Origin of the sequence: Pseudomonas sp. LSJ-87, assembly GCF_032971465.1 — a bacterium.
GTDB lineage: Bacteria > Pseudomonadota > Gammaproteobacteria > Pseudomonadales > Pseudomonadaceae > Aquipseudomonas > Aquipseudomonas putida_Z.
Window position 1 is genome coordinate 12,625 of record NZ_JAWJYQ010000049.1, and the last position, 15,244, is coordinate 27,868.

Sequence of the window (15,244 nt, forward strand, 5' to 3'; positions counted from 1 at the left end):
TGCGGGCGTGGCAGCCCTCTTCGCTTCTGCAGCCGCAGGCCTTCACCTTGAGGGGGCTCACTACCTTGCGTAGCATCACCGCCCCCCGGGGCCGCTGCGCGGCCCATTCGCGGGCACGCCCGCTCCCACAGGCGCGTGCCCAAAGCGCTCACACCTCACCCAGCCACACCATCAGCAGACAGAACCCCGATGCCGCAACCCATACCCCTCAAGGACCACGAAAAGGAAAAGCACCTGGTCAACCGCCGGCTTCTGGCCTGCGCCGCCCTGGTCTTCAGCCTGGTCGCCGTCCTGGTGGGCCGGCTCTATGTGCTGCAGGTGCTGCAACACGACCAGCAGACCGCCGTATCGGAAAACAACCGCGTGCACGTGCTGCCCATCGCCCCCGAGCGCGGGCTGATCTACGACCGCAACGGCGTGGTGCTGGCCGACAACAAGCCCAGCTTCGACCTGACCATGACCCGCGAGCGGGCCGGCGGCGACACGGCCAAGGTGCTCGATACCCTGGCCCAGGTGCTGAGCCTGACCGACGACGACCGCAAGCAGTTCGACAAGGACCTGCGCCGTGGCCGCAAGCCGTTCGAACCGGTGACCCTGATGGTCGGCCTGAGCGAAGAGCAGATAGCCCTGGTGGCGGTGAACCAGTTCCGCCTGCCAGGCCTGGAGGTGGAACCACAGTTCATCCGCGAGTACCCGCTGGCCGAGCATTTCGCCCACTCGGTGGGCTATGTGGGGCGCATCAACGAGAAAGAGGCCAAGACCCTCGACAGCACCGAATACCGGGGCACCCAGTCGATCGGCAAGACCGGCATCGAGCACTTCTACGAAAGCCAGCTGCACGGTCATGTGGGCTACGAGGAGGTCGAGACCAACGCCCAGGGCCGGGTGATGCGTGTGCTCAACCACAAGGCCCCGACCCCGGGCCAGGACATCGTCCTGACCTTGGACGCCCACCTGCAACTGGCCGCGGAAAAGGCCCTGGGCGACCGCCGTGGCTCGGTGGTGGTGCTCGACCCGGCCAATGGCGACGTGCTGGCGATGGTCAGCAACCCCAGCTTCGACCCCAACCTGTTCGTCAAGGGCATCAGCTTCAAACAGTACGCCGCCCTGCGCGATTCCATCGACCGCCCGCTGTTCAACCGCGTGCTGCGCGGCCTGTATGCCCCCGGTTCGACGGTGAAGCCGGAGGTGGCCATCGCCGGCCTCGACAGCGGCGTGATCACCCCGGGCAGCCGGGTGTTCGACCCGGGCTACTACGAGCTGCCCAACTACGACCACAAGTACCGCAACTGGAACCGCAGCGGCGATGGCTGGGTGGATATGTACACCGCCATCATGCGTTCCAACGACACCTACTTCTATGACCTGGCGCACAAGCTGGGCATCGACCGCCTGCACGACTACATGGCCGAGTTCGGCCTGGGCCAGAAGGTCTCGCTGGACATGTTCGAGGAGGCGTCCGGGCTGATGCCGTCGGCCGAGTGGAAGCGCGCCACCCGGCGCCAGGCCTGGTTCCCGGGCGAGACGCTGATCCTGGGCATCGGCCAGGGCTACATGCAGGTCACCCCGCTGCAGCTGGCCCAGGCCACCAGCCTGCTGGCGAGCAAGGGCGTGTGGCACCGCCCGCACCTGGCCATGACCGTGGGCGGCGATGCGCCGGTAGACCCCAACCCGATGCCCAATATCGTGCTGCACGACAGGCACGCCTGGGACCAGGTCAGCCAGGGCATGCAGATGGTCATGCACGACCCGCGCGGCATCGCCCGCGCTGCCGCGGCCGGTGCGCAATACCGGATTGCCGGCAAGAGCGGCACCGCGCAGGTAGTGGCGATCAAGCAGGGCGAACGCTACAACCGCGACAAGACCCTGGAGCGGCACCGCGACAATGCCCTGTTCGTCGGCTTTGCCCCGGCTGATCACCCGAGTGTGGTGGTGGCGGTGATGATCGAGAATGGTGAAGCTGGCGGGCGGGTGGCAGGGCCGGTGGTGCGGGAGGTGATGGATGCCTATCTGCTGGATGAGCAGGGGCATCTGAAGCCGGAGTATGCGGGTGGGGTAGTGCCTCGGAGCGTGCCGCACACTTGAGACTTCTGGGGCCGCTTCGCAGCCCTTTCGCGACGCAAGGCCGCTCCCACAGGTTCAGTGTTGCGTCACAGGCAGCGCAAATCCTGTGGGAGCGGCCTTGTGTCGCGATGGGGCGCGAAGCGGCCCCAGCACATGAAAATCAAAATAGGGAATAAGAATATAAAATCTTATTCCTTTTTCATCATTCCGTAATCCTCTATAAATCCCCCAACTGCACAGCCGCCAACACCTGGCCAACTGTCTGCAGCGCAACACACGATCAACAGGCAACGCCCACACGGCAACAGCGCCGCAACTATCATAAAAGCGCTAACCAGTTGAAATAAAAGCACATTCAAACTCGGCACGACGATTGCTCAAGCAAAGTCCCCCGCTCAACCCGAAACGGAGACCTGCCCATGAGCACCCCACTGAACGTCGTAGCCCTGTCCGGCGGCACTGCCCGCCCTTCGCGCACCCTGGCCCTGACCGAGGCGATCCTCGCCGAACTGGCCCAGCACCTGCACATCAAGCCGCACCTGATCGAACTGGGCGAGATCGCCCGCCCGCTGGGCAGCGCCCTGTGGCGCAGCGAACTGCCCGAGGCCGTTGAACAGCAACTGCGCCTGGTGGAAAAAGCCGACCTGCTGGTGGTGACCACGCCGGTGTACCGCGGCAGCTTCACTGGCCACTTCAAGCACCTGTTCGACCTGATCGGCCAGGACGCCCTGGTCGACACCCCGGTGCTGCTCGCCGCCACCGGCGGCAGCGAGCGCCACGCGCTGGTGCTCGACCACCAGCTGCGCCCACTGTTCAGCTTCCTGCAAGCCCTGACCCTGCCCATCGGCGTGTTCGCCAGCCAGGCGGAAATGGCCGACTACCGGGTGTCCAGCGCAGCCCTGGCCGCCCGTATCCGCCTGGCCGCCGAGCGCGCCGTGCCGCTGTTCGGCGCCCATCATGCGCTGCGCAAGAGCGCCTGAGGAGCGGCCATGAATGCACCTGTGAACACCCCCCGGCGCCCTGCCCTGGCCATCGCCCGCGAACTGGCCGGGCAGTTTGCCCAGACCGCCGTCGAGCGCGACGAGCGTGGCGGCACGCCAAAAGCCGAGCGCGACGCCCTGCGTGACAGCGGCCTGCTGTCGCTGGTGATCCCTCAGGCCTTCGGCGGCCAGGGCGCCAACTGGCACGACACCTTCGCGGTGGTGCGCGAGTTCGCCCGGGTCGACAGCTCCATCGCCCACGTGTTCGGCTTCCATCACCTGATGCTGGCCACCGTGCGCCTGTTCTCGCGCCCGGACCAATGGCAACCGTGGTTCGAGCAGACCGCCCGCAAGCAGTGGTTCTGGGGCAATGCCTTGAACCCGCTGGACACCCGCACCGTGGTCAAGCACTTCGATGGCTGGTGCGAGTTTTCCGGCAAGAAAAGCTTCTGCTCCGGCGCCAGCGATTCGGAAATGCTCATCGCCTCGGCGGTGGACGAACGTGCCGGCGGCAAGCTGCTGATCGCCGCCATCCCCAGTGGCCGCACCGGCATCAGCCTGCACAGTGACTGGGACAACATCGGCCAGCGCCAGACCGACAGCGGCAGCGCCACCTTCGAGCGGGTACGGGTGGAGCACAACGAACTGCTGCTCGACCCAGGCCCCCTGAGCACGCCGTTCGCCGCCCTGCGCCCGCTGATTGCCCAGTTGCACTTCGCCAACCTGTTCCTCGGCATCGCCGAGGGGGCGTTCGAGGAGGCCCGCCAGTACACGCTCAAGGAAAGCCGGCCGTGGTTCCGCTCCAGCGCCGCCAGCAGCGCCGAAGACCCATACGTGTTGCGCCATTACGGCGAGTTCTGGGTCGGCCTGGAGAGCGTGCGCCTGCTGATCGAACGGGCCGCGCGCCAGCTCGATGCCGCCTGGGCCAGGGAGCACGCCCTCACGGCGCAAGAGCGCGGCGACCTGGCCCTGGCCATCGGCACCGCCAAGGTTGCCGCCAGCCGCCATGGCCTGGACATCTGCAACCGCCTGTTCGAGGTCACCGGCGCCCGCGCCACCCATGCTTCGCTACGCTTTGACCGGCATTGGCGCAACCTGCGCACGCAAACCCTGCACGACCCGGTGGACTACCGCATCCACGAACTCGGCGAGTGGGCCCTCAACGACAAGCGCCCTGCCCCATCCTTCTATTCCTGAGGATTGCCCATGCAACTGCTGACCCTCCCCCCGTCCCCGACACTGGCCACCTCGATCCGGGCCACCGCACAGGTTTTCGAAGACCCCAGGTCGCAGGCGCTGCTCGCCCACCTGCAACAGGTCGCCCCCAGCGAGGCCAGCGTGCTGATCATCGGTGAAACCGGCACGGGCAAGGAGCTGGTCGCACGCCACATCCACAACCTCAGCGGCCGGCGCAACGGCCCGTTCGTCGCGGTCAACTGCGGTGCCTTTTCCGAATCGCTGGTCGAGGCGGAGCTGTTCGGCCATGAAAAAGGCGCCTTCACCGGTGCCCTGGCGGCCAAGCCCGGCTGGTTCGAGGAGGCCAACGGCGGCACGCTGTTCCTCGACGAAATCGGCGACCTGCCGTTGCCGATCCAGGTCAAGCTTCTGCGCGTGCTGCAGGAGCGCGAAGTGGTACGGCTGGGGTCGCGCAAGAGCATCCCGATCAATGTGCGGGTACTGGCGGCGACCAACGTGCAGCTGGAAAAGGCCATCAACGCCGGGCATTTTCGTGAAGACCTGTACTACCGGCTGAACGTGGTGACCTTGCAGTTGCACCCGTTGCGCGACCGCCCGGGTGACATCCTGCCGCTGGCCCGGCACTTCATCCGCAGCTACAGCGACCGGCTGGGCTACGGGCCGGTGGAGTTGAGCGCCAAGGCCCAGGCCAAGCTGGTGGAATACAGTTGGCCGGGCAACATCCGCGAGCTGGAGAACGTGATTCACCACAGCTTGCTGACCTGTGGCGACGGTACGGTGCAGGCGCAAGACCTGCGCTTGTCCAACCTGCGTATCGAACGGCAGGAGGAAGAGCCTGCGGGCAATGGCGTTGAGGATCTGCTCCAGCGGGCGTTCAGCCGCTTGTTCGAAGAGCAGTCGGGTGACCTGTACGAGAAGGTGGAAAATGCCCTGCTGCGGTCGGCGTATCGGTTCTGCCATTACAACCAGGTGCATACCGCGCAGTTGCTGGGGTTGTCGCGCAACATCACCCGTACCCGGCTGATTGCGATCGGCGAGTTGGTGGTGAACAAAAGGCGGGGGCAGGAGCAGCAGGTGCTGGATAACCGGGTGGTGCGGTTGTCGATCTGAATGCTTGTAAACCTGTGCCGGCCCCTTCGCGGGTAAACCCGCTCCCACAGGGGCCGCGCCAAGCTTGAGATCGGCACAGTACCTGTGGGAGCGGGTTTACCCGCGAAAGGGCCGGCACAGACACCCAAATTGCTAGTTCCGGTCGCCTCCGCGATCATCCCCAACATCATGGTCAGCCCCATCATCAGCGCCATGCCCTACACCGTGGGGCTCGCCCACGTCGTGATTCGCTTCGTGATTCGCCTCATGGTTGGCTTCGTGGTTGGCTTCGTGGTTGGCCTCGTGGTCGGCGCCATCATCAGCACCATTGCGCCCGCGGCCATCATGGCCTGGGCCGCCATGTCCACCACCATCGCCACTATGCCCGCTGCCACTGCCGCCGTGGCCACCACCCGAGCCACCGCCGCCGCCACTACCACCACCGCCGCCACCATGGCCGCCACCGCTACCACCACCTCCGCCGCCATGGCCACCACCACCACCGCTGCCTCCGCCACCACCACCGTGACCACCACCGCCTCCGCCTCCGCCACCACCGCCACCATCCTTCGCATATGCGCTGGAGGTACCGCCAATGGAGTCCGGCACCAACACGGCCGAAGCCGACAACACTGCACCGATAGCCAAAGCCAACAAACATTTCCTGAGCATCATGAGCCTCCGCTTGGAGTAGCACCGGGTTGCACTACGCACCCTGTGATTTCCGGCCCCCCATGGGGCGACCTGCTAACCAGCGCGGCCATCCATCTGCAGCGGTTGAACGAGATCCATCTGGGCCTGCTGGCCATATATTTCAGAATGTTTCTTGATTTTTTGAGCGTAGCCACACCGCTTCGCTTGTCACCGACCGGTCATCAGAATGGCTGGCTCGCCAAAGGCCGCTGCACCATGGCCTGGCGAGCCGGGTTGCTCAGGAGGCCGCGCGGGGCATCAGATCATACGGGTGCTTCCACCCTGGCAACGCCTGGATTCGCGCCTTCCATGCCTCGATGTGGGTGAACTGCGCCAACGCAATGCCAGTGTCCTCCGGCATGAACACATACCCAGCCAGCGACAGGTCAGCGATCGTCAGCCGGCCACCGACCATGAATGGCGTCTTCGCCAAGTGCGCGTCAACAATACGGTAGGCCGCCATGGCACGTTCACGCAGGAACCGGGTCACGTCCGTTTCGCCGGTTTTCTTCAGGCAGAAAAGAAAGCGCAGCGCCGCGTAGTAACTGGTGAACTTGTGGTTGTCGAACAGCATCCAGCGCCAGATCTCGCGCTTTTCGTCTTCGTCGCGAGGGCCGAACTGCCCGGTTTTCTCCGCAAGGTAGTCAAGGATCAGCGCAGACTGGGTGAAGGATTTGCCGGCGTGCTCCAGCACCGGCACCTCGCCCTGCTCGTTCACTTCGTCGCGCCAGGCTTGTTCGCGAGTCTGGCCATTGAAGAAATCGACGAACACCGGCTGCCAGTCCTGGCCTGTGAGCTCAAGCATCAGGGCGGCCTTGTAGGCATTACCGGATTCAGCGAAACAATGCAGCTTGTAGTCGGGCATGGGTGAGAACCTTCAGTATCCATTGAATGATTGGGCCATCAGACCGAGCAGATCACGCCTGGCCCGACAGGGTCAATGCGCGCAGCCAGAACATCTTATTCCCCGTCCCTCCCACTACTTACCAACTCGCCTGACAGGGCCCTATCGCCGGCAAGCCAGCTCCCACAGGTACTGCACAGGCCTCAAGGGCAGCGCGGTCGATGTGGGAGCTGGCTCGCCGGCGATGGGCTGCGCAGCAGCCCCGGCAATCTCCAGCGTTGAACAAGGGAACTACCACCCCACCTGCGCTTTCTTAAACACTGAGTGGTTCAATTACTTGGGCTTCATGCTATTGGAGATCACACCATGCGCCACCTACTCCTCGCCCCTGCGCTGCTGCTCCTGCTGCCTGCCGGTGCTGCCCTGGCTGACGTCGACGCAGGCGACGTCGCAACCTCGGCCGGTGTTTCCGCCTCGCTTTACTCGACCTTCAAGGACGACAAACGGATCATCCCGGCGCGTGACGAGCTTTCGGCCTACGTCGCCAGCGGTGGTGCAATCCGTGGCGCCTATGTGGAGTCGGCGCTGGAACAAGCCCGCAAGGACAACCCAGGCCTGCAGGCCAATGATGAAGAACTGGCCCGGGCCCTACTCTCGCAGGATGACCGCATAGCCGATCATTGATTGAGGTAATCCTGCACCGGCCTCTTCGCGGGTAAACCCGCTCCCACAGGAACCGCACCCACTTCAAACCCAGTGCGGTCCCTGTGGGAGCGGGTTTACCCGCGAAAGGGCCGGCACAGGCAAAACCTCAACCCCAGCCATCCATGCGCATGGTAGCCCTTACCAGCCGCTGCTCTTCCTGCTCGATCTCCCGCAAACTGTCGCGGATCCCGTTGATATGTTCGCGCGCCGCGCGCTGCGCCTGCTCGGGCAGCTGCTCCATCACCGCGTGATACAACCGCGCATGCTGGCGGTCGATCTGGCGCTTCTGCGCTGGCCGGCAATACAGGTTGTTGACCGAGGCGAACACCGTGCTCAAGGTCAGGTCACTGAGCGATTGCAAGGTATGCACCAGCACCGGGTTGTGCGACGCCTCGCTGATCGCCCGGTGAAAGGCATGGTCGCGGCGGGCATGTTCACGGGCATCGATCGCTTCGGGGGCTTCGTGCGCAGCCAGCATTTCTTCATAGCGCCGACGGATCAGCAGACGGTCGACCTCGGTGGCCCGCAGCGCCGCCAGGCGCGCCGATTCGGCCTCCAGCAACGCCCGCACTTCCAGCAGGTCGAACAGCGTGCGCGGCTGCGAGCCGAACAGGTGCATCAACGGCGTGGCACCCGCATGGCCCGTCAGGTCGGCAACGAACGAGCCCCGCCCTTGCTCGGTGTCGATGATGCCGCGCCCGCGCAGGATGCGCAGGCCTTCACGCAGCGCCGAGCGCGAACAGCCCAGCTTGTCCACCAGGCGCCGCTCCGACGGCAGGGCCTGGCCCACCTTGAGCACGCCTTCGACGATCAGCCGCTCGACCCGTTCGGCCACCTGGTCGGCGACCTTGGCCTTGCCTTCAGTACCCACTGCGTACCCTCCTGCTGGTAGGACCACTTCGACCACCTGCCTCAATCTAGCCAGGCAAAGCCGTCAATAACCAGTACCCGTCGCAAAAACTGGTAGGACCAGTTCACCCCGTACTCGACCCGGGCGGCGGCCACGCGCAGGCTGCAAGGGTGAGCGCTTTGCCAACAACAACAAAAACCGTTGCCGAGTGAGCCGATGAATATCCTGTACGACGAACGCGTCGATGGCGCGCTGCCCGACGTGGACCAGGCGGCGCTGCTGCAGGCGCTGCGCGCTGCCCTGCCGGACCTCGAGATCCTGCACCGCGAGGAAGACCTCAAGCCCTATGAATGCGACGGCCTCTCGGCCTACCGCACGGTGCCGCTGCTGGTGGTGCTGCCCGAGCGCCTGGAGCAGGTGCAGGCGCTGCTCAGGCTTTGCCACCAGCGTGGCGTGCCGGTGGTGGCACGCGGCGCCGGTACCGGCCTGTCGGGCGGCGCCCTGCCACTGGCCAAAGGCATCCTGCTGGTGATGGCGCGGTTCAACCGCATTCTCGAAGTCAACCTGCAGGGCCGCTTCGCCCGTGTGCAGCCCGGCGTGCGCAACCTGGCCATCTCCCAGGCGGCCGCGCCCCATGGCCTGTACTACGCGCCGGACCCGTCCTCGCAGATTGCCTGCTCCATCGGCGGCAATGTCGCCGAGAACGCCGGTGGCGTGCACTGCCTCAAGTACGGCCTGACCGTGCACAACCTGCTCAAGGTGGAAATCCTCACGGTCGAGGGCGAACGCCTGACCCTCGGCAGCGATGCCCTGGACAGCCCCGGTTTCGACCTGCTGGCACTGTTCACCGGCTCCGAAGGCATGCTCGGCATCGTCACCGAAGTCACCGTCAAGCTGCTGCCCAAGCCCCAGGTGGCGCGGGTGCTGCTGGCCAGCTTCGACAGCGTCGAGGACGCCGGCCGGGCAGTGGCCGAGATCATCGCTGCCGGGATCATCCCCGGCGGCCTGGAGATGATGGACAACCTGGCGATCCGCGCCGCCGAGGACTTCATCCATGCCGGTTACCCGGTGGACGCGGCGGCCATCCTGCTGTGCGAGCTGGATGGCGTCGAGGCCGATGTGCATGACGACTGCGAACGGGTCGCCGCCGTGCTGGCCCAGGCTGGCGCGCGTGAAGTGCGGCTGGCCTGCGACGAGGCCGAGCGCGTGCGCTTCTGGGCCGGGCGCAAGAACGCCTTCCCGGCGGTGGGGCGAATCTCCCCGGATTACTACTGCATGGACGGCACCATTCCGCGCCGCGAACTGCCACGGGTGCTCAAGGGCATCAGCGAACTGTCCGACGAATACGGCCTGCGCGTCGCCAACGTGTTCCACGCCGGCGACGGCAACATGCACCCGCTGATCCTGTTCGATGCCAACCTGCCAGGCGAGCTGGAACGTGCCGAAGCCATCGGCGGCAAGATCCTCGAACTGTGCGTGGCCGTGGGCGGCAGCATCACCGGCGAGCACGGTGTGGGGCGCGAGAAAATCAACCAGATGTGCGCACAGTTCAACAGCGACGAAATCAACCTGTTCCATGCGGTCAAGGCCGCCTTCGACCCACAGGGCCTGCTCAACCCCGGCAAGAACATCCCCACCCTGCACCGCTGCGCCGAATTCGGCGCCATGCATGTGCACCATGGGCAATTGCCCTTCCCCGAACTGGAGCGTTTCTGATGAGCATGGACCGCGACATCAGCCAGGCCCTGCTGGAGCAGGTCAACCAGGCGCTGAACCAGGCCACGCCGCTGCGTATCCAGGGCGGCAACAGCAAGGCCATGCTCGGCTGCCCGGTGACCGGCGATGTGCTGGACACCCGCAGCCACCGCGGCATCGTCAGCTACGACCCGACCGAACTGGTGCTGACTGCCCGCGCCGGCACGCCGCTGCGCGAGATCGAGGCGGCGCTGCACGAGGCTGGCCAGATGCTGCCCTGTGAACCACCACACCTGGGCCCCGACGCCACCCTGGGTGGCATGGTAGCGGCCGGGCTGTCGGGCCCCAGGCGGCCGTGGGCCGGGTCGGTGCGTGACTATGTGCTGGGCACGCGGGTGATCACCGGCCACGGCAAGCTGTTGCGCTTTGGTGGCGAAGTGATGAAGAACGTTGCCGGCTACGACGTGTCGCGGCTGATGGCGGGCAGCTTCGGCTGCCTCGGGTTGCTGACCGAGGTGTCGCTGAAAGTGCTGCCACGCCCGCGCCAGTGCCTCAGCCTGCGCCTGCCGATGGGCCGCCACCAGGCGCTGGCGGAGCTGGCTGAATGGGGCCAGCAGCCGCTGCCGATCAGCGCGGCCTGCCATGACGGCGACGCGCTGTACCTGCGCCTGGAAGGCGGCGAAGGCTCGGTGCAGTCGGCACGCCAGCGCCTGGGCGGCGAGGCACTGGACAGCAGCTTCTGGAGCGACCTGCGCGAGCAGCGCCTGGCGTTCTTTGCCGGCCCCGCGCCGCTGTGGCGCCTGTCCGTGCCCAACGCCACCGGCGAGCTGGAGCTGCCCGGCCAGCAGCTGATCGACTGGGGTGGCGCGCAGCGCTGGCTCAAGTCCACGGCACCGGCGCAAGAGATCCGCGAGCAGGTCGCCAAGGTTGGCGGCCACGCCACCTGCCATGCCCCTGGCGCTGCCAGCAGCCCACCGCTGCCCGCCGCGCTGATGCGCTACCACCGTGCGCTCAAGCAGCAACTCGACCCCCAGGGGGTGTTCAACCCTGGCCGTCTGTACCCGGACCTGTGAGGCCAGACCATGCAAACCAACCTGAGCGAAACCGCCCGGCAACTGGCCCGCGCCGACGAAGCCGAAAGCATCCTGCGCTCCTGCGTGCACTGTGGTTTCTGCACCGCCACGTGCCCCACCTACCAGCTGCTGGGCGATGAACTGGACGGCCCACGCGGGCGCATCTACCTGATCAAGCAGATGCTCGAAGGCGCGCCGATCACCGCCAGCACCCAGTTGCACCTGGATCGCTGCCTGACCTGCCGCAACTGTGAAACCACCTGCCCTTCCGGGGTGAAGTACCACGACCTGCTGGACATCGGCCGCGCCGTGGTCGAACAGCAGGTGCCACGCCCGCTCGGCCAGCGCCTGCTGCGCCAGGGCCTGCGTGCAGTGGTGCCACGCCCGGCGCTGTTCAAGGCCCTGACCCGCAGCGGCCAGGCCCTGCGCCCGCTGCTGCCGGCCACGCTAAAGCGCAAGCTGCCGGCGCGGGTCACCGCCCCCGGCCAACGCCCCGCACCGCGCCATGCGCGGCGGGTGCTGATGCTGGAAGGCTGCGTGCAACCGGCCCTGTCGCCCAACACCAATGCCGCCGCCGCACGCCTGCTGGACCGCCTGGGCATCAGCGTGGTGCCGATCCAGCAGGCCGGCTGCTGTGGCGCGGTGGACTATCACCTCAATGCCCAGGAACAAGGCCTGCAACGGGCGCGGCGCAATATCGATGCCTGGTGGCCAGCCATCGAAGCCGGCGCCGAGGCCATCGTGCAAACGGCCAGCGGCTGCGGCGCGTTCGTGCGTGACTACGGCCACCTGCTGGAAAAGGACCCGCGCTACGCCGCCAAGGCCGCACGGGTCAGCGCCCTGTCCCGCGACCTGGTGGAGGTGCTGCGCGACGAGCCGGTCGAGCAACTGGGCCTGTGCGCCGAACAGCGCCTGGCCTTCCATTGCCCATGCACCCTGCAGCACGCGCTGAAGCTGGGGGGTGCGGTGGAGGCGTTGCTGACACGCCTGGGCTTTACCTTGACCCCGGTACCGGACGGCCACCTGTGCTGCGGCTCGGCCGGCACCTATTCGCTGACCCAGCCCGAGCTGTCGCTACAGCTGCGCGACAACCGCCTCAACGCCCTGGAAAGCGGCAAACCGCAAGTCATCGCCACCGCCAACATCGGCTGCCAGGCCCACCTCGACGGGGCCGGGCGCACACCGGTGCGGCACTGGATCGAAATCGTCGAAGCAGCCTTGAACCCGGAGAACCACCATGCATAGCAAGTCCGTGATCGGCCAGGCCGAAGTCGCCCGCGTGCTGACCGCCGCCCGCCAGCAAGCCCAGGCGCAACAATGGAACGTGACCATCGCCGTGGTCGACGACGGCGGCCACCCGCTGGCCCTGGAGCGCCTGGACGGCTGCGCGCCGGCCAGCGCCTACATCGCGATGGAAAAGGCCCGCACAGCCGCGCTGGGGCGCAAGGAGACGCGGGATTACGAGGAGATGGTCAATGGTGGCCGTACCGCTTTCGTCACCGCGCCGCTGCTGACCAGCTTGGAAGGTGGCGTGCCGCTGCGGGTGGATGGGCAGGTGGTGGGGGCGATCGGCGTGTCCGGGGTCAAGGCCGAGCAGGATGCCCAGGTGGCCAAGGCCGGGGCGGCTGCTCTCTGAATCCTGTGCCGGCCTCTTCGCGGGTAAACCCGCTCCCACAGGAGCTGCACAGGCCTCAGGCCTCGTGAAAGCCCTGTGGGAGCGGGTTCACCCGCGAAAGGGCCGGCAAAAGCAACATTTACCCAGAAGCCTGAACATCGAGCGAACAGACAATGCCAAACCATCCACTCCAGATCGCCCCCACCCTGCAGCGCTTCATCGAAGACGAAGCCCTCCCCGGCACCGGCATCGAAGCCCGCACCTTCTGGCAAGGCTTCAGCACCCTGATCCACGACCTCGCCCCACAAAACCGCGCCCTGCTCGCCGAGCGTGAGCGTCTGCAAGCAGAACTGGACAACTGGCACCGCCAGCACCCCGGCCCGATCCGTGACATGGCCGCCTACCAGCACTTCCTGCAAGGCATCGGCTACCTTGTGGAGCCCCCGGCAAGCGTGCAGGTCAGCACCCGCAACGTCGACCGCGAGATCGCCGTGCAGGCCGGCCCGCAACTGGTGGTGCCACTGAGCAACGCCCGCTACGCCCTCAACGCCGCCAACGCCCGCTGGGGCTCGCTGTACGATGCCCTGTACGGCACCGATGCCATCGCCGAAACCGATGGCGCCGAACGTGGCCAGGGCTACAACCCGCGACGCGGCGCCAAGGTGATCGCCTATGCCCGGCAGTTCCTCGACACCGCTGCCCCGCTCGACGGTGCGTCGCACAACGACGCCAAGGCCTACGCGATCAGCCAGGGCACGCTGCAGGTAACCCTGGCCGATGGCCGCCAGGTGGGCCTCATGCACCCCGCGCAACTGCGTGGCTACCAAGGTGAGCCGAACACGCCAACAGCGATCCTGTTGCAGCATCACCAGCTGCATTTCGAAATCCAGGTCGACCCGGCCAACGCCATCGGCCAGCAGGACCCGGCCGGGGTCAAGGACATCCTGCTGGAGGCCGCGCTCACCACCATCATCGACTGCGAAGACTCGGTAGCCGCCGTGGATGCCGACGACAAGGTCAACGTCTACCGCAACTGGCTCGGCCTGATGAAGGGCGGCCTAAGCGAACAGGTCAGCAAGGGCGGCAAAACCTTCGAACGCACCCTGGCCGAAGACCGCCACTACCACGGCGCAGACGGCCAGCCACTGACCCTGCCGGGCCGCTCGCTGCTGTTCATCCGCAACGTCGGCCACCTGATGACCAACCCGGCCATCCACGACCGCGATGGCCGGGAAATCCCGGAAGGCATCCTGGATGCCGTGGTCACCAGCCTGATCGGCCTGCATGACCTCAAGCGCCGCGGCAATTCCCGCGAGGGCAGCCTGTACATCGTCAAGCCGAAGATGCACGGGCCGGCCGAGGTGGCCTTTGCCGACCAGCTGTTCGGCCGCGTCGAAGCCCTGTTGGGCCTGCCCGCACATACGCTGAAGATGGGCATCATGGACGAGGAGCGGCGTACCAGCGTCAACCTCAAGGCCTGCATCGCCAGCGCCGCGTCACGGGTGGTGTTCATCAACACCGGCTTCCTCGACCGCACCGGTGACGAGATGCACACGGCCATGGAAGCCGGCGCCATGCTGCGCAAGGGCGACATGAAAGGCAGTGCCTGGATCCAGGCCTACGAGCGCAGCAACGTACTGGTGGGGCTGGCCTGTGGCCTGCGTGGCAAGGCGCAGATCGGCAAGGGCATGTGGGCCATGCCCGACCTGATGGCGGCCATGCTCGAACAGAAAGTCGCCCAGCCCAGGGCCGGCGCCAACACCGCCTGGGTGCCCTCGCCCACAGCCGCGACACTGCATGCGCTGCACTACCACCAGGTGGATGTGGCGGCCGTGCAGCAAACGCTGGAACAGGTTGACCTGAATGCCCAGCGCGCCGAGTTGCTGCATGACTTGCTCAGTGTTCCGGTCAGCCCCGAGCGGCCCTGGAGCGCAGCCGACATCCAGGCCGAACTGGACAACAACTGCCAGGGTATCCTCGGTTACGTGGTGCGCTGGGTCGAGCAAGGGGTCGGCTGTTCCAAGGTCCCGGATATCCATGATGTGGGCCTGATGGAGGACCGCGCGACCCTGCGGATCTCGGCGCAGCACATTGCCAACTGGCTGCACCACGGGGTGGTCGATTCCGAGCAGGTCGAGGCGACCTTGCAACGCATGGCCGGCGTGGTCGACCAGCAGAATGCCGGGGACCCGGCGTACCGGCCGATGGCCGCCGGTTTCGAGACATCGCATGCCTTCCGCGCTGCGCGGGAGCTGGTGTTCAAGGGCCGGCAGCAGCCCAGTGGCTATACCGAACCGTTGCTGCATGGCTGGCGCTTGCGCTTCAAGCAGGAGGTCGGGCGCTGATGCTGGCAGGGGCCGCCATGCGGCCCTATCGCCGGCAAGCCAGCTCCCACAGGTACTGCACAGGCTTCAGGCCTGGTGTGATACCTGTGGGAGC

The 15,244-nt window shown here is 66.3% G+C and carries 13 protein-coding genes; 10 read left to right on the top strand and 3 right to left on the bottom strand.

All coding sequences use genetic code 11. The annotated features are described in order from the left end of the window. Positions 1-189 precede the first annotated feature (189 nt). From mrdA to sfnR, 4 genes are all read left to right on the top strand, one after another. Positions 190-2,085 (top strand): penicillin-binding protein 2, encoded by a 1,896-nt coding sequence (gene mrdA, locus RYH74_RS23150; RefSeq protein WP_025338725.1) that lies wholly within the window; start codon positions 190-192, stop codon positions 2,083-2,085. A 398-nt stretch (positions 2,086-2,483) separates the two neighbouring features. Beyond that, the gene (msuE, locus tag RYH74_RS23155; RefSeq protein ID WP_025338724.1) at positions 2,484-3,044 is read left to right on the top strand and encodes an FMN reductase; all 561 of its coding nucleotides are present in this window, start codon (positions 2,484-2,486) and stop codon (positions 3,042-3,044) included. A gap of 9 nt (positions 3,045-3,053) precedes the next feature. Continuing rightward, the gene (locus RYH74_RS23160; RefSeq protein ID WP_137163644.1) at positions 3,054-4,241 is read left to right on the top strand and encodes an acyl-CoA dehydrogenase family protein; all 1,188 of its coding nucleotides are present in this window, start codon (positions 3,054-3,056) and stop codon (positions 4,239-4,241) included. Positions 4,242-4,250: 9 nt separating this feature from the next. Beyond that, entirely contained in the window at positions 4,251-5,351 is a 1,101-nt protein-coding gene (sfnR, locus tag RYH74_RS23165; protein WP_317410232.1) for a sigma54-dependent transcriptional activator SfnR, read from the top strand. 132 nt (positions 5,352-5,483) lie between these two features. On the opposite strand, the gene RYH74_RS23170 is transcribed toward sfnR, so the two are convergent. Together RYH74_RS23170 and RYH74_RS23175 are read right to left on the bottom strand one after the other, a co-directional pair. Further along, positions 5,484-5,984, bottom strand: a complete 501-nt coding sequence (locus RYH74_RS23170) for a hypothetical protein (protein WP_410903215.1) — start codon at positions 5,982-5,984, stop codon at positions 5,484-5,486. 277 nt (positions 5,985-6,261) lie between these two features. After that, on the bottom strand, positions 6,262-6,888 hold the full coding sequence (locus tag RYH74_RS23175) for a glutathione S-transferase (protein ID WP_317410233.1): 627 nt from the start codon (positions 6,886-6,888) through the stop codon (positions 6,262-6,264). 345 nt (positions 6,889-7,233) lie between these two features. Here RYH74_RS23175 and RYH74_RS23180 point away from each other — a divergent pair, with 345 nt between their 5' ends. Next, positions 7,234-7,551 (top strand): DUF2388 domain-containing protein, encoded by a 318-nt coding sequence (locus RYH74_RS23180; protein WP_003260922.1) that lies wholly within the window; start codon positions 7,234-7,236, stop codon positions 7,549-7,551. A 127-nt stretch (positions 7,552-7,678) separates the two neighbouring features. Here RYH74_RS23180 and glcC read toward each other — a convergent pair whose 3' ends face one another. Next, a complete protein-coding gene (gene glcC / locus RYH74_RS23185; protein ID WP_084785154.1) occupies positions 7,679-8,443 on the bottom strand; it encodes a transcriptional regulator GlcC in 765 nt (254 codons plus the stop codon). 195 nt (positions 8,444-8,638) lie between these two features. On the opposite strand from glcC, the gene glcD reads away from it, so the two are divergent. The 5 genes from glcD to RYH74_RS23210 all read left to right on the top strand — a co-directional run bounded on the left by glcD (position 8,639) and on the right by RYH74_RS23210 (position 15,150). Then, complete coding sequence (gene glcD / locus RYH74_RS23190) at positions 8,639-10,138, top strand: glycolate oxidase subunit GlcD (RefSeq protein ID WP_317410236.1); 1,500 nt, start codon at positions 8,639-8,641, stop codon at positions 10,136-10,138. Continuing rightward, positions 10,138-11,190, top strand: a complete 1,053-nt coding sequence (gene glcE, locus RYH74_RS23195) for a glycolate oxidase subunit GlcE (protein ID WP_317410237.1) — start codon at positions 10,138-10,140, stop codon at positions 11,188-11,190. Before glcD ends, glcE begins: the two co-directional genes overlap by 1 nt. A gap of 9 nt (positions 11,191-11,199) precedes the next feature. After that, on the top strand, positions 11,200-12,435 hold the full coding sequence (glcF, locus tag RYH74_RS23200) for a glycolate oxidase subunit GlcF (RefSeq protein ID WP_075044902.1): 1,236 nt from the start codon (positions 11,200-11,202) through the stop codon (positions 12,433-12,435). Next, complete coding sequence (locus RYH74_RS23205; protein ID WP_075044901.1) at positions 12,428-12,826, top strand: heme-binding protein; 399 nt, start codon at positions 12,428-12,430, stop codon at positions 12,824-12,826. Before glcF ends, RYH74_RS23205 begins: the two co-directional genes overlap by 8 nt. Positions 12,827-12,978: 152 nt before the next feature. Next, on the top strand, positions 12,979-15,150 hold the full coding sequence (locus RYH74_RS23210) for a malate synthase G (protein WP_317410238.1): 2,172 nt from the start codon (positions 12,979-12,981) through the stop codon (positions 15,148-15,150). Positions 15,151-15,244 lie beyond the last annotated feature (94 nt).

What these genes read in the sequence shown, in the direction of transcription:
- mrdA (WP_025338725.1), top strand. Translation starts at nt 190, where the DNA reads ATGCCGCAACCCATACCCCTCAAGGACCACGAAAAGGAAAAGCACCTG.
- msuE (WP_025338724.1), top strand. Translation starts at nt 2,484, where the DNA reads ATGAGCACCCCACTGAACGTCGTAGCCCTGTCCGGCGGCACTGCCCGC.
- RYH74_RS23160 (WP_137163644.1), top strand. Translation starts at nt 3,054, where the DNA reads ATGAATGCACCTGTGAACACCCCCCGGCGCCCTGCCCTGGCCATCGCC.
- sfnR (WP_317410232.1), top strand. Translation starts at nt 4,251, where the DNA reads ATGCAACTGCTGACCCTCCCCCCGTCCCCGACACTGGCCACCTCGATC.
- RYH74_RS23175 (WP_317410233.1), bottom strand. Translation starts at nt 6,888, where the DNA reads ATGCCCGACTACAAGCTGCATTGTTTCGCTGAATCCGGTAATGCCTAC.
- RYH74_RS23180 (WP_003260922.1), top strand. Translation starts at nt 7,234, where the DNA reads ATGCGCCACCTACTCCTCGCCCCTGCGCTGCTGCTCCTGCTGCCTGCC.
- glcD (WP_317410236.1), top strand. Translation starts at nt 8,639, where the DNA reads ATGAATATCCTGTACGACGAACGCGTCGATGGCGCGCTGCCCGACGTG.
- glcE (WP_317410237.1), top strand. Translation starts at nt 10,138, where the DNA reads ATGAGCATGGACCGCGACATCAGCCAGGCCCTGCTGGAGCAGGTCAAC.
- glcF (WP_075044902.1), top strand. Translation starts at nt 11,200, where the DNA reads ATGCAAACCAACCTGAGCGAAACCGCCCGGCAACTGGCCCGCGCCGAC.
- RYH74_RS23205 (WP_075044901.1), top strand. Translation starts at nt 12,428, where the DNA reads ATGCATAGCAAGTCCGTGATCGGCCAGGCCGAAGTCGCCCGCGTGCTG.
- RYH74_RS23210 (WP_317410238.1), top strand. Translation starts at nt 12,979, where the DNA reads ATGCCAAACCATCCACTCCAGATCGCCCCCACCCTGCAGCGCTTCATC.